This is a genomic window from Kribbella speibonae, from assembly GCF_004331375.1.
Classification (GTDB): domain Bacteria; phylum Actinomycetota; class Actinomycetes; order Propionibacteriales; family Kribbellaceae; genus Kribbella; species Kribbella sindirgiensis.
On the sequence record NZ_SJKC01000010.1, the window covers coordinates 49,617 to 63,293 of the forward strand.

Sequence of the window (13,677 nt, forward strand, 5' to 3'; positions counted from 1 at the left end):
CGATGAAACTTGCGAACCTGAATCCCACCGCCGCTCCACCGGACACGAAGGTGGCACCGCAGACCCCGGCCGCCGCCGGTGGCGGGAAGCTGCGGTTCTTCGCGAGGGGCCTGGTCCCGTACGCCTATCTCTCGCCGACGGTGGTCCTGATCTCGGTGCTGATGATCATCCCGATCGCGATGGTCGTCAGCTACTCGTTCAAGGACAACGTGATCGTCGAGGACAACCCGGTCCTCGTCGGTCTCGCCAACTACACCGAGGTTCTCACCGACCCCGACTTCCTGGTGGCGCTGAAGAACACGTTCGTCTTCATCACCGTCAGCACCGTCGCCCACCTCGTCCTCGGGCTGACCTTCGCGCTGATGCTCAACACGTCACTGCTGGGCGGCGTCACGAAAGCCGTCTTCCGGATCATCTACATCCTGCCGTGGCTGTTCACGGTCGCCGTGATCGCAGTGATCTGGCGCTTGCTGCTGGACCCGTCCGGGGTGGTCAACTACCTCCTGACCACGGTCGGTCGGATGCAGCAAGGGGTGGACTGGCTGTCCGACCCGGGGACGGCGCTGTGGGCGCTGACCTTCGTCAACATCTGGGCCGGTTTCCCGTTCTTCATGATCAGCATCCTGGCCGGTCTGCAGGGGATCTCCTCGGACCTCTACGAAGCCGCGTCCGTGGACGGCGCCGGCGCCGTACGGCAGTTCCTCAACGTGACCATCCCGCAGTTGCGGCCGGTGCTCATCAGCATGGCCGTGCTCGACCTCATCTGGACGTCGCAGCAGTTCGCGCTCATCTGGATGACGACCGGCGGCGGCCCGCTGAACGCCACCGAGATGCTCAGCACCTACACCTACAAGCAGGCCTTCAGCAGCTACGAGTTCGCCACCGCATCGGCCAGCGCGGTCATCGTCCTGCTGCTCTCGCTGGTCCTGGCCTTCTTCTACGTCCGTCTGCAAAAGGAGAGGTGATCGACCGTGCACACGCGCAAGAGACGACGCCTCGGCGCGAAGATCGCTGTCTTCACCGGTCTCTGTATCGGTGCCGCGTTCGCCGGCCTGCCGGTTCTCTGGATGCTGTCGACCTCGTTCAAGGCCAACGGCGAGGTCTTCCAGGTTCCGCCCCGGCTCGTGACCGAGAACTTCTCCCTCGAGGCCTATCGCAGCATCCTCGGCGACCCGGACAAGCTCAGGTTCTTCGTCAACAGCTACGTCGTCGCGCTCTCGGTCACCGCGCTTACGCTGTTCGTGGCGATCCTCGCGGCCTATGGTTTCAGCCGGTACGAGTTCCCGCTGAAGCGATCCGTCAACGCCGTGATCATCAGCGTCCAGGCGGTACCGCCGATCACCCTCGTGATCCCGTACTTCGGTCTGGTCGTGGCACTCGGCCTGTACAACACCTATCCCGGGCTGATTCTCACCCACATCGTCTTCACCCTGCCGTACGCGATCATCATGATGACCGCCTACTTCAACACGCTGCCCAAGGAACTCGACGAATCCGTCAAGGTCGACGGAGCCTCGAGCTGGACGGCGTTGTGGCGGGTCCTGGTGCCGATCTCGGTGCCGGGAATGATCGCGGTCGGCGTCTACACGTTCATGATCTCGTGGAACGAGTACCTGTTCGCGCTGACCCTCACCCGCACCGACAACATGCGCACCGTGCCCATCGGCATCCAGCTGCTGATGGGCCAGCACTCCTACGAGTGGAACCAGATGATGGCGATGAGCATCCTCGGCTCCATCCCGGTGCTCGTGCTGTTCCTGCTGTTCCAGCGGCGCTTCATCGGAGGCCTCACCTCCGGCGCCGTCAAGGCCTGACCAACCCCTCACCCCGAGAAGAGAGAGCAGCCATATGCTGACGACCGGCAAGGCGATCCTGGACGTCGCCCACGAGAACAACTTCGCGGTGCCCGCGTTCAACATCAGCGACTACTCGATGTTCAACGGCATCGTCGAGATCAGCGAGGAGAAGCGCGCCCCGCTGTTCATCGGGATCCATCCCGACGAGGTCAAGCACCTCGGCGTGGACGCGATCGCCGCCATCACGCAACGAGCGCACCGCTCGACGGTGCCGATCGCGATTCACTGGGACCACGGCGCGACGTACGAGGAGATGCTGGTCGCGATCCAGGCCGGTTTCACCTCGGTGATGATCGACGCGTCGCTGCAGTCCTTCGAGGACAACGTCGCGATCTCCCGGAAGGTCGTCGAGACCGCGCACGCGGTCGGCCTGTCGGTCGAGGCGGAGCTCGGGACGATCGGCAAGACCGACAACGAGGCCGAGGACGGGAGCGACGCCATCATCTACACCGACCCGGCGGACGCGGTCACCTTCGTCGCGGCCACGGGAGTTGACAGCCTGGCCGTGGCGATCGGCACCTACCACGGCCTCTACCCGAAGACCCTGAAGCCGGAGCTCAAGCTCGACCTGCTCAAGGAGATCAAGGACCGCGTCCAGATCCCCCTCGTCCTGCACGGCGGCTCCGGTAACCCCGACGACGAGATCGCGCTGTCGGTCAAACTGGGGATCAACAAGATCAACATCTCCAGCGACATCAAGGTGGCCTACCACGCGAAGATGCGGGAGGTGCTCGCGGACACGGGGTTGCGAGAGCCGCTCAGCATCCAGCCGCCCTGCCTCGAGGCCATGAAGGCCGTGGCCGCGCACAAGATCGACCTCTTCGAGACGACCGGAAAGGCATCCCTGTACTGATATGGACGGCACCGTGGTTCTGGGACTGGGTGGCTGTGTCGACCATGAGCTCACGCTGTCCGCGCCCGTCATGGAGCAGTTCATCCGCGAGTACCGGATCCGCGCCGACGAGCTAACCGCACCGGTCGCGATCACCGACGAGCGCGAGCTGGTCATCTCGGTCCTCACCTATCTCCAGAAAGGCGGTGGAGGCGAGCACTACGTCGCCTCCGCCGCCACCCTGCGAGAGTTCACGCAACGCTTCCCGATCCGCACCACTCTCGGCGGCACGTCCGTCCGAGCGGCGAAGGAGCTGAGCCGGCTCGGCGTGCCCTCCACCCTGCACCTGGTCAGCATCAACGACGTCGTACGCCGCCTGCTGCCGGCGGACACCGACTACGTCTGCAGCGACGACAAGGACACCTTCAACCCGAACGTGATCGTGCAGTACGCCCAGGATCTGCGGGTGCGCGCCGGCGACATCGACCTCCGCGCCCCGTTCCCGAACCGCCTGATCTACGCCAACGACCCAGCGAACAGCTCCATGCTCCTCAGCCCCGACCTAGGTCCTTTGCTGCGCGGCGCAAGGCTCTTCCTCATCTCAGGCTTCAACTCACTCCGCGACCAGCAACTACTAGACGCGCGCCTGTCCTCCCTACAAGACCACCTCCGACAACTGCCGGAAGCGGCCATCGTCTACTACGAGGACGCAGGCTTCCACCAACCAGCCTTCAGCCAACGCGTCCGCGAAGCCCTACTGCACCGCATCAACATCTACGGCCTCAACGAAGACGAGATGCAGTCCTACCTGGGCCGCACCGTCAACCTGCTCTCCGTCGAACACGTAGCCGCGGCGTTGGAGTCCCTGCGAACCTTCATCCCCGGCCCAACCCTCGTCCTCCACACGAAGTACTGGTCCGCAGCCCTGGGCGAAGACGCCGAAGCCCACGCCGAGGCCCTGAACGAAGGCATCGTCGTAGCCAGCACCCGCTACACCCACGGCGACAACTCCACCCACGACGACTACACCCGCATGCAAACCCACCCACGCCGCCCCGACGCCCGGGAGTTCGCCGCCACCTTGGAACACCGCCTCGGCGACACCGTCCGCTGCCTCCCCGCCCTCCACCTCGACACCCCCACCCCAACAACCATCGGCCTAGGCGACGCCTTCGTCGGCGGCTTCCTGGCCGCCACCGCCCAACAGCGGTGAAGGCCAGGACTACTTTCGTCTGCTCGGGTCCTGATGGTGGCCATCACTTCACCCACCAGAGCCAGCTTCTGACTGAGCAGCGGATCGTCGGCGGTCGCGATCGGATGGACGAACAGCGCGACTCGTCGCGAACCGGCCAGAGAGTTGTCTCCTCGACCCTGGTGGGCATGACGAGGACGCAAACTCGCGAAGGTCAGCCACCCGCAGGGCGGGCTGCGTTGGCTCGCTCTGCGCGTGCGGTGTGCCGGGCGGCCTGCCACGGGAACTCTCGCGGCTCGGTCGCCTTCTCCTCCGGGGCGCCTCCGCTGATGATGTAGGCCCGCCGGTGGTCGGCGGTCCTGTTCGGGGAGGTGTAGTGCAGGGTTCGGCCGGCGTGGATCGTCGCGCCGCCGGCGGGGATCGGGCACGCGACGGCGGCGGAGACGTCGACCACACCGGGCTCCACCTCGAGGCCGTGAACCCGCGGATCGCCGCCGATCGGCCGGTGCGGGACCACCTCGCCGCGGTGCGATCCGGGGACGAAATGCATACAGCCGTTCTCAACCGTTGCCTCCTGCAACGGAATCCAGATGCTCAGCGAGTGGTAGCTGACCGCCGGGTTCCAATACGCCTCGTCCTGATGCCAGGGCGTCTCGACCCCGTTCCGGGGCGGCTTGTTGATCGCATGGTCACCGCCGACCGTCGCGTCCGGACCGAGCAGCTCGGCGAGCACCTCCTGCGCGCGAGCGAGCGTCGTACTGCGCAGGAGCTCCGGCGCATACCGCGACGGGTTGAGGATCTGCGGGAGGTTGGCCTCCCTCGCTTCGTCGTCCGCACCGGCCAGGTCGAACTGGTCGCCGGCAGACCGTCCGGCCCGGACCGCGAAGAGCCGGTCGTAGATCGTGCGCATCCGCTCGACCTCCTCGGCGGAGATGAAGGACTCCAGCGCGAGGAAACCCTGGTCGTGGAAGCGAGCCACATCGTCTGTTGTCAGCATGGCCACAACGCTAGTGAGGGCTCCTGATCCTTGCGTCCGGAATCGAACGCGAGAGAAAATCGAACATGGCCGACCGACTCGAGCTGCGGGATCCCGGCGTACCCGGAGTCGTCACCCTCGGCCGCTACCGGTACTCGTACGCGCACGACGTACTGGCCCCGCACACGCACCCGGGCTGCGTCGAGATCTGCTTCCTGGCTCGGGGACGGCAGCAGTACCGGCTGGGCGACCGCGTCTACCAGCTCAGCGGCGGAGACCAGTTCGTCACCCTCCCGGACGAGCGCCACGACAGCGCCGGCCAGCCCGAGGACAAGGGGGTGCTGTACTGGCTGATCGTCCAGGTCCGAGACTCGCCACTGCTCTACCTGGACAGCACCCGGCGGCGACAGCTGACCCAGGCCCTACTCGGCATCCCGAACCGGCAGTTCCGGGCCCACCCCGACGCCGGGTTCCTGCTGGACGACGCGATCACGCAGCTCAGCGGCCCGCAGACCGAGCTGGCCCGGCTCCAGGCGGCGATGTCACTCGGGCAGTTCCTGACCCGGACAGTGGCGGCGAGCACCGCCGAGCAGGTACGGCCTGTGTCGGCGGTAGTCGAGCGGAGTAGACAGTACGTCGCCGACCACCTCGGCGAGCCGATCACCGTACCGATGCTCAGCCACGCCACCGGCTTGTCGCCGGCCCGCCTGCACGCCCGCTTCCGCCAGGAAATCGGCATGCCGCCGGGCGAGTTCGTACTCCGCAGCAAGATCGAGCACGCCCGCACCCTGCTCACCTCGACCGACCTGCCCGTCACCCAGATCGCACACTCCCTCGGCTTCGCCAGCACACAGTACTTCGCGACCGCGTTCAAGCGCCTGACCCGCACCACACCCACGGCCTACCGGCGTGGGTGATCGCCCCGGAGGTGGCAGGAACAGGTCAGGGCAACCGCCACGCAGCTGAGGGTGGTCACACTCGCGGGTCAGCTGTTCCTGAGCGAGAGCGATGCAGATGAGCTACCAGCAGTGGTCCACGTCCCCGAATCCGGGGCCGGCGCCGCGCTTCCCGTCCAGACCCGCCCCCGACCCAATCGCAGTTGCCTTAGGCAACGCTTCGTTGCTGGGGATCGGATACTTTCTGGCCCGGCGCTGGTTCTTCGGCGGTGCGGGAGTCCTCGGCACGGCCGTGCTGGTTGCTTGTCTCACCACGCTACGACAGACCGGCTACGAGTTCGGCCTGCTGGGTTGGGGACTCCTCCAGGTCGTCCACGGCTGGTTGCTGGCTCGCCGGCAGCCGCAGCGTGCGGTCAGAGTCCGGCAGCGGCTGGGCGCGCTCGGCGTAGCCCTCCTGGTCCTGATCGGCCTTGCCTTCGAGCGGTACGACGTCCAGCGAATCGACGAGCAGGCGATCGCTGCCCGCGAGGCCGGCGACTGTCCGGGAGTCCGCGCGGCCCAGGCGACGTACACCCTTGGCCACCGGATCGGCAACGGTCCCCGGACTGTTCGGGTCGAAGGGGATGTCGCGACGTGCGATCGGATCGACCGCGCGGCGGATCAACTGCGTACGGCGGCGCCGTTCGCCGACCTCGGCCTGCTGCAAGCCGGGTTCGAGAACCTGGCCGGCGTACTCGCACAGCCGGGTCAGACCCGGACGGTCGGGAAGGCCGTCAGCCAGTTCCCCGGCATGCTGCCGGTCAAGGAACCCTGCACGATGATGCCGATCATGTCGTGGCTGCGGACCCGCAAGCCGACCGGCACCGTCCTGGACGACCCGAACGCGTTGGTCCCGAAGCTCGAGCCGAACGCGCTCTTCGGATGCGCGGACGCGAACGCCGCGAACGCCGCGTGGCCACAGGCACAGAACCTCTACCGGACGCTGGCGGCTCGATACCCACGGTCCGAACAGGCGATCCGAGCGCGCGCCGGGATCCAGAAGGCCGAGGATGCGATCCAGCAGGCCGCGCTCGAGGCCGAGGTGGCCCGAGTACGTGCGCTGGTCAAGTCCGGGAAGTACTGTGCCACGCCGGCGAAGCTGAGCATGGCCCCGCGGGTTCGCCACGGCCAGAACCGTGCCGTCTTCCTCGGTGCCGCGGGCGAGTACACGAGCGACCTTCCGAGCCAATGGCGTACGAGCGATCCGTACCGGGCGGCGTTGATCGTCTGCGCGAGCACTCCGGGTACCGGCGCGGTCGTCAAGACTTGCTCATACACGGACGCCGACCATCCCGAGTGGCTGCCGTTCTACGTGGCGTTCCGCAAGATCACCGTTCCGGTCAACGTGTATGAGATGCGGACAGGCCGGCTGCTGTCGACGACGACCATCCAGATCAGCGGGACAGCCTGCCCGAAGACGTGGTACTCGCAACTCCTGCAGGTGTCGGGCAGTACGACCTCGGACACGGTGGAACCAACCACCGCCACGATCCGCGCCGCCTTCCAACCACTGGTCGTACGACCATGAACAGCTGCCCCTGCCTCAAGAGGCTAGCTGGGGACGTAGAGGGCAACGACCAGGACTTCCTCTTTGGGATAGTTGGCTGCGGTTGCGGGTTTGCCGTGGGTCAAGGTGAGTGTGGCTCGGTCGGAGGGGCCGGCTGGGCAGGGCCGGGTGCTCAGGCCCAGAGCGCCGTTGTGGGCGGTCGGTGGCCCCACGGTCTCGTACCCACCTGAGTCGCTCCTTGAGGCGCTCGACAACCGGCGATTTGATCTCACGATCGGTCGGATGGCCAGGCGAAGTCGACACCATCGAGGCCCTCACCAAACCCGTCCCTCAGGGTGCTAGCACTCGCAACGTGTTGCCCCACCCCACGAGCGATGTCTCGATCGTTCTCAATCCGGCGCCGGCGATGACGGCCTCGAGTTCGTCCTCGGTGCGGTATCCGGAGCCGTGCAGCGTCAACCGCAGAAGGTCGAGCTCTGCGTCGTGTTCGTCCAGCTCGTCCAGGTCGAACGTGTCCTCCACCAACAGCACCCGGCCGCCGGGGCGCAGGCTCGCAGCGGCCCGCTGAAGAATGAGCCTCGCCTCCGCGTCCCGATGCTCCCCCAGTGTGTTGACGATCAGTACGGCGTCCGCAGGTTCGGTCTTCTCGAACACCGACTGCTCGACGATCCGGATCCGCTCACGTCTCGTCGTATCCGCGATGCTGATCGGAATGTCCCTGCGGAACCAATCCGCCGCGGTGGGGAGCGCCACGATGGCGACCTCTGCTTCCGGGTGCTCCGCGGTGAGGTAGTCGGCGTGGACCCCAGCGCCGGCTCCGTGGACAACGACCGTGCCGACTCCCTCCAGCACGGGTGACTTCGCGAGCGGCTCGGCGAGTACGTGGGCGAACCGGGACTTGTTCTCCAACCGCTTGTGCTCGAAGGTCAGGTCGCCGCTGAGGGCGTCCCAGTCCTTGCCGGTCACCGACTCCAGCACCGGACGATCGTCGCGGACCGCCGCTTCCAGACCGTAGAAGGCCTGCGACCTGCGGGACTCGACCCCGCCGGACAGCAGGTGATCGAGCACGGACTCGTTGGTCAGAAACTCGCCGGTCTCCGTGAGCTCGTACTCGTCGCCGACTTGTTCCAGGAGTTCGATCGTCTGGAGGTACCGCAAGAACTTCGCCAAGGATCGTTCCTTCGCGCCGGTGTGCTGTGCGAGCGCGGGGACGGTGCGTACTCCGCGGCTGATGCAGTCGGCGATCCCGAGATTGGCGGCCGCCCGAAGAGCCAGCGGCGGAAGCAACTCGGACATCTCATGGAACTTCTCGAAGGCCTTGGCGTTGCGCTCCGGGTCCGGCACGGCGGGGTCTTCGTCCAGCGCCACAACCTCTGCGCGCCGCCAGTAGCCGGCGAACTCGATGTCGGACTTGTCGACACCGCGCTCCTCGATGAGATACCGCCGCAGGTCACGGACTACGGACTGTTCCCCGGCGAGCCAGGCGAACATCGAGCCCGCTCGCCGGCCGGCCGCGCGCACCGCCTGCAGCAACGGCTCGGTCCCCGCGGCCAGTCCGTGCCGCACAACCCAGGTCACCTCGACACCCGGGCGTGTCGGGAGGTCGATCCGGTGAGACTGCTGAGCCACCTCGATGTAGACCTCGGCCCGTACGTCGGCGGGCAGTTCCGCGAGCAACCGGTCGATCGCCGGGATGGCCGTGTCGTCTCCGACGATGAGGAACCAGTCGTAACCCTCAGGCAGTCCGTGGGAGACCGACGGCCCACCGACGTGGAGGCGATCGCCTGGATTCGCCCGGTACGCCCACGTTGTCGCGACGCCGACTCCATGTTTCACGAAGTCGAGGTCGAGCTCGCGAGCCCGCGCGTCGTAGCGCCGTACCGTGTAGACCCGCCACAGCGCCGGGGGGTCGGTCGGCCACCGGTACTTGCCGTCCCGGTAGACCGGGACCACCGGCTCGCTCTCGCCGGGATACGGGAAGATCAACCGGACGCTGTCGTCGAAACCGTCGCTGGCGAACTCGGGGAAGACCGTGCCGTCGCTGCCGGTGAACGATCCCAGCTGATCACCGGTCAAGGTCACCCGGCGCAGCCCGGGAGTGACATCGACGACCCGCGCCACCTCCAACTCCCGCAGGGCGATGGTGTGTACGACGGTCGGGCGCGCACGACGCGGCATGGCGACTCCTTATCGAGCAGGTGGCGTACGGAAATGTGGCGGGCCGGCAGTCAGGGGGCGTTCACGGCCCAAGGGCACGACCGACGGCGTACCGGCGACCGGATCCGGCACGACGAGGCAGCGCAGTCCGAAGACCTCGTGCACGAGGTCGGCGGTCACGATCTCGGCCGGCGGGCCCTCAGCGACGACCTGGCCGTCTTGCATGGCGATCAGGTGGGTGGCGTAGCGGGCGGCATGATTCAGGTCGTGCAGCACGGCGACCAGGGTGTGGCCGACGTAATGCAAGTCGGTGAACAGTTCCATCAGCTCGATCTGATGGGTGATGTCGAGGAAGGTGGTCGGCTCGTCGAGCAGCATGATGCCGGTGTGCTGCGCAAGCGCCATGGCCACCCACACCCGCTGGCGCTGACCACCCGACAACTCGTCCACCAGGCGTCCGGACAGGTCGGTGACCGCGGTTTGGTCCATCGCCCTCAGTACGGCCTGCTCGTCGGCCTCGGTCCACTGCCGGACGAAGCCCTGATGCGGATACCGGCCCCGGGCCACCAGGTCGGCCACGGTGATGCCGTCGGGAGCGATGGAGCTCTGCGGCAGCAGTCCGACCCGCCGCGCCACCTCCTTGGTCTTGAAGGAGTTGATGTCGGCGCCATCGAGGACGACCTGCCCGGCCGACGGTTTCAGCAGCCGGGACAGTCCTCGGAGCAGGGTGGACTTACCGCATGCGTTCGGACCCACGATGACGGTGAACGACTCGTCGGGGATCGCCACCGACAGTTCCCGGGAGATGACGCGTTTGTCGTAGCCGATCGTCGCCGACTCCACGTGGAGTCGTGAGCCGCCGGGTGACGGAGTGGACATGGATGCGTCTGCCGCAAGACCGTTGACGGTGCTCAAAGGCGTCTCCTGGCCTCGGTGATCAGCAGCCAGCCGAGGTACCCACCGCCGAGCATGACGGTGATGATGCCGACCGGCAGCGGCGTTGGGGCGACGTGCTGGGCGAGGTAGTCCGCCGCCAGACAGAGCAGCGCGCCGACCAAGGCGGCGGGAGCGAGGGTGATCCCCGCGCTGCGGGCGAGCCGGCGTCCGATCTGCGGCGCGACCAGGGAGATGAACGCGATCGGGCCCGACGCGGCGGTGACCGTCGCCGTCAACGCCACCCCCAGCACGATCAGCCCGAGACGAGTCGCTGAGACTCGCACTCCCTGTGCGGCGGCCGCATCGTCACCCAGCTCCAGTTGCCGCATCGGCCGGCTCGACATGGCCGCCAGCAGCAGGAGTACGGCGATGCAGGCGCCGCCGATGACGACCTGCGTCCAGGAGACGCCGTTGAGCGACCCGGCACCCCAGGTCGCGGCGGCCATCGCCTGATCGAGATCGGCTTTGAGAATCAGCCAGGTGTTGAGCGAGCCGAGCATCGACGAGATGCCGATGCCTACGATGATCAGGCGGAACCCCTGCACTCCTCGGCGGAAGGCAAGCAGGTACACGGCGACGGCCGTAGCGATTCCGCCGGCCACGGCTCCTCCGACCAGCTGCCAGTAGCTGCCGTTGACGACGAGGATCACGATCAGCGCGCCGGTGTAGGAGCCCTGCGAGAATCCGATGATGCCAGGGTCGGCGAGCGGGTTGCGCAGTACCGACTGAAAGATCGCCCCGCTCACCCCCAGCGCGGCGCCGAACACCAGCGCGGCTGCCACGCGGGGCAGCCGCCACTCGACCACGATGTCGTGGACGAGCCCGGACTCCCTGCCGGTCAGCGCGGAGACTACCTGTCCTGGACTGGGCTGGTACGAGCCGGTCATCAGCGCGAGCACCACCATGCAGGCGACCGCCAGTGCGAGGACCGAGCAGATGATGACCGAGCGCCACTCGAACCGTACTGCGACCCTCCGTCGCCGCAGCACCAGTAGCCGCCGCCCGAAGTCCACGCGACGCGTCCCCGGCGACCAGGCGGTCCGGGCGGAGCCGGCGTGCGGATCGAGTCCACTGCGCGCGCTCACAGGCCGCTTGCTTTCCGCTGCCGCACCAGCGCGATGAGCACCGGGGCACCGACAAAGGCAGTGACGATGCCGACGGGGATCTCGCCGGGCCGCATCACGACCCGTCCGAGAATGTCGGAGGCCAGCAGCAGACTCGGAGCCAGCAGCACGCTGTAGGCGAAGATCCAGCGCTGGTCCGGGCCGACGATCCAGCGCGCGACATGCGGGACCATCAGTCCGACGAAGCCGATCGGCCCGGCGATCGCGGTGGCGCCGCCGGCGAGCAGGGTCAGCGCGATGATCGCGAGGATCCGGGTGCGTACCAGCCGGACTCCTTGGGCAACCGCCAGCTCGTCGCCGAGGGCCATGGCGTTGAGCGGGCCGGACACCGCGAAGGCCAGCAGGAGTCCGATCGCGAAGAAGGGCAGGATCGGCCACAGCAGGTCGAGCGGGCGGCTCACGATCGAACCGGCGTTCCAGGATCGCATCGCGTCGAACGCGTCCGGGTTGGTCAGCTCGAGGGCCGAGCCGGCGCCACCGAGCACCGCGCCGACGCAGACCCCGGCGAGAACCATCATCACCGGCGACTGGCCGCGGCGCGCCGACCCTAGGGCGAGCACCATCAGCGTGACGATCAGCGCGCCGGCACAGGCGAACCACAGGTAGCTCTGGATGTCGCGGACTCCGAGCAGTCCCACGGCCACTGTCACCGCGAAGGAGGCGCCCGCGTTCACTCCGAGGATGCCCGGATCGGCCAGCGGGTTGCGGGTCAGCGCCTGGATCAACGCTCCGGCGACACCGAGCGCCGTACCCACGACCAGCCCGACGACGGTGCGCGGCAGCCGGAAGTCCCGGATCGCGAACTGATCGATGTCGTTCGTCGGATGGAACAGGGCGTTCCACACCACAGCGGGTGTGATGGCCGTCGACCCGATCAGCACGCTCGCCACCAGTAACGCCAGCAGCACCACGAGTGCGACGACCAGGCCGATCAGCCGACGACGCGATCCGGACACCGTCACGGTGCCCGGATCGTCGGGTCGTCGCAGGGCGAGAGTCGTCACTTCTTCGCGGGGAGGGTCGCCAGTGCCTTGTCGAGCGAGTCCAGGTACCGCAGGACGGCGCCGTACGAGTTGTTGCCGGGGCAGAAGACGCCGAGCGCGCGACCGGAGGTCACGGCAGGCAGCGCCTTCCAGGTGTTGGTCGCGACCACCGGCGCGAAGACCTCGGTCGGCTGGCCCTTGGTGTCGGCGGGGTAGGTGATCACGTCGTACTTGGAGAGCTTCGAGAGCTGCTCGAAAGGCAAGTTCGTGTAGGCCAGGGGGTCAGCCCCGGCGGGCGCCTTGGGGAAGTTGAAGCCGACGTCGTCCTGGGCGATCTCGACGCACCCGATGTCCGCGATGACGTACGTCCCGGGGTCGGAGTTCGCGTAGCGGTCGAGATTGACGAACTTGGTGTTCTTGACGATGTCGGCGTACGTCGTCTTCATCGTGGCGACGTGTCCTTCGAAATCGGCCTTCTGCCGGTTGAGCGCATCGGTCACGTTGCCGGCCTGCGCGAGCCCCTCGGCGAGTGCCTTCCACTCGGTGTCGAGCCCCCAGAAGACCGTCGGGGCGATCGTCTTGAGTTGCTTCTCGATCTTCTTGAACTCGGTATCGGGAATCTGGACCATGATGAGGTCCGGCTTGAGGGCGGCGACCTTTTCGAGGTCGACCTCGTCACCGAGGTTCGTGGCCTTCTCGAACGTTGCTCGCTGGTCCTCCGGCAACAAGCTGAGGTCGGACTCAGGCACCGAGGTGACGCCCACCGGCTTGCCACCCATGTCGATGAACGGCAGGTCCGTGTTGCCGATCGTGACGACCCGCTGCGGGCTGGTGGGGATCGTGACGGCGCCGTTGCCGGCGGTGATGGTGCGGGTTGCGGCGGGGCTGTCACCGGTCTTGCCGGCGGCGCTGTCGTCGCCGCTGCCGCAGGCCGTCAGGACGAGCGCGAGGCTCAAGACCGCGGCGGTCAGCGCTGCACCGCGCCGCCTCAGGGGTGTCGTGGTCAAGGGTGTGCTCTTTCTTTCTGTTTCAGGGGATGGGGAAGTCAGCGCGCGGCGGCAGTGCGGATCGCGAGGCGGCCTTTCCGATCTTCTCCGGGGTATCAGGCCGCGCTCCATCGACGCAGGGACCCTCGGGTAATATTAGGTAACCCTTACCTCAAATGGTGTGCGTCAACTG

At 67.1% G+C, this 13,677-nt stretch carries 12 protein-coding genes; 6 read left to right on the plus strand and 6 right to left on the minus strand.

From position 1 onward, the window contains the following. The first annotated feature begins 2 nt into the window (after positions 1 to 2). The 4 genes from E0H92_RS42780 to E0H92_RS42795 are packed head-to-tail and all read left to right on the plus strand — an operon-like array spanning position 3 to position 3,901. Positions 3 to 965 (plus strand): carbohydrate ABC transporter permease, encoded by a 963-nt coding sequence (locus E0H92_RS42780; protein WP_131463010.1) that lies wholly within the window; start codon positions 3 to 5, stop codon positions 963 to 965. 6 nt (positions 966 to 971) lie between these two features. Next, positions 972 to 1,814, plus strand: coding sequence for a carbohydrate ABC transporter permease (locus E0H92_RS42785; RefSeq protein ID WP_131463009.1), 843 nt, complete (start codon positions 972 to 974; stop codon positions 1,812 to 1,814). 34 nt (positions 1,815 to 1,848) lie between these two features. Further along, complete coding sequence (locus E0H92_RS42790) at positions 1,849 to 2,709, plus strand: ketose-bisphosphate aldolase (RefSeq protein ID WP_131463008.1); 861 nt, start codon at positions 1,849 to 1,851, stop codon at positions 2,707 to 2,709. A gap of 13 nt (positions 2,710 to 2,722) precedes the next feature. Next, positions 2,723 to 3,901 carry an ADP-dependent glucokinase/phosphofructokinase gene (locus E0H92_RS42795; RefSeq protein WP_165550286.1) on the plus strand — a complete coding sequence of 393 codons (1,179 nt, stop codon included), beginning with the start codon at positions 2,723 to 2,725 and terminating at the stop codon, positions 3,899 to 3,901. Between the two features lie 193 nt (positions 3,902 to 4,094). Here the strand turns inward: E0H92_RS42795 and E0H92_RS42800 are convergent, their stop codons facing one another. Further along, positions 4,095 to 4,877, minus strand: coding sequence for a phytanoyl-CoA dioxygenase family protein (locus E0H92_RS42800; RefSeq protein WP_131463006.1), 783 nt, complete (start codon positions 4,875 to 4,877; stop codon positions 4,095 to 4,097). Between the two features lie 65 nt (positions 4,878 to 4,942). On the opposite strand from E0H92_RS42800, the gene E0H92_RS42805 reads away from it, so the two are divergent. Both E0H92_RS42805 and E0H92_RS42810 read left to right on the plus strand, forming a co-directional pair. Further along, positions 4,943 to 5,773, plus strand: a complete 831-nt coding sequence (locus tag E0H92_RS42805; protein ID WP_131463005.1) for an AraC family transcriptional regulator — start codon at positions 4,943 to 4,945, stop codon at positions 5,771 to 5,773. A gap of 97 nt (positions 5,774 to 5,870) precedes the next feature. Next, positions 5,871 to 7,319: a hypothetical protein gene (locus E0H92_RS42810; RefSeq protein ID WP_165550287.1), complete on the plus strand. Its 1,449-nt coding sequence runs from the start codon at positions 5,871 to 5,873 to the stop codon at positions 7,317 to 7,319. A gap of 309 nt (positions 7,320 to 7,628) precedes the next feature. On the opposite strand, the gene E0H92_RS42815 is transcribed toward E0H92_RS42810, so the two are convergent. Genes E0H92_RS42815 through E0H92_RS42835 form a run of 5 tightly spaced genes read right to left on the minus strand, consistent with a single transcriptional unit; the run spans position 7,629 to position 13,505 of the window. Further along, positions 7,629 to 9,476, minus strand: a complete 1,848-nt coding sequence (locus E0H92_RS42815) for a siderophore-interacting protein (RefSeq protein ID WP_131462992.1) — start codon at positions 9,474 to 9,476, stop codon at positions 7,629 to 7,631. A 9-nt stretch (positions 9,477 to 9,485) separates the two neighbouring features. Continuing rightward, the gene (locus E0H92_RS42820; RefSeq protein WP_476737465.1) at positions 9,486 to 10,370 is read right to left on the minus strand and encodes an ABC transporter ATP-binding protein; all 885 of its coding nucleotides are present in this window, start codon (positions 10,368 to 10,370) and stop codon (positions 9,486 to 9,488) included. Further along, positions 10,367 to 11,476 (minus strand): FecCD family ABC transporter permease, encoded by a 1,110-nt coding sequence (locus E0H92_RS42825; protein WP_202874122.1) that lies wholly within the window; start codon positions 11,474 to 11,476, stop codon positions 10,367 to 10,369. The genes E0H92_RS42820 and E0H92_RS42825 overlap by 4 nt, the downstream gene beginning before the upstream one ends. Then, on the minus strand, positions 11,473 to 12,519 hold the full coding sequence (locus E0H92_RS42830) for a FecCD family ABC transporter permease (RefSeq protein ID WP_165550288.1): 1,047 nt from the start codon (positions 12,517 to 12,519) through the stop codon (positions 11,473 to 11,475). Before E0H92_RS42830 ends, E0H92_RS42825 begins: the two co-directional genes overlap by 4 nt. Continuing rightward, a complete protein-coding gene (locus E0H92_RS42835; protein ID WP_131462990.1) occupies positions 12,516 to 13,505 on the minus strand; it encodes an ABC transporter substrate-binding protein in 990 nt (329 codons plus the stop codon). Before E0H92_RS42835 ends, E0H92_RS42830 begins: the two co-directional genes overlap by 4 nt. Positions 13,506 to 13,677: the final 172 nt, after the last annotated feature.

Coding starts and splice junctions, on each gene's coding strand:
- E0H92_RS42780 (WP_131463010.1), top strand. CDS start 3: ATGAAACTTGCGAACCTGAATCCCACCGCCGCTCCACCGGACACGAAG.
- E0H92_RS42790 (WP_131463008.1), top strand. CDS start 1,849: ATGCTGACGACCGGCAAGGCGATCCTGGACGTCGCCCACGAGAACAAC.
- E0H92_RS42800 (WP_131463006.1), bottom strand. CDS start 4,877: ATGCTGACAACAGACGATGTGGCTCGCTTCCACGACCAGGGTTTCCTC.
- E0H92_RS42805 (WP_131463005.1), top strand. CDS start 4,943: ATGGCCGACCGACTCGAGCTGCGGGATCCCGGCGTACCCGGAGTCGTC.
- E0H92_RS42810 (WP_165550287.1), top strand. CDS start 5,871: ATGAGCTACCAGCAGTGGTCCACGTCCCCGAATCCGGGGCCGGCGCCG.
- E0H92_RS42815 (WP_131462992.1), bottom strand. CDS start 9,476: ATGCCGCGTCGTGCGCGCCCGACCGTCGTACACACCATCGCCCTGCGG.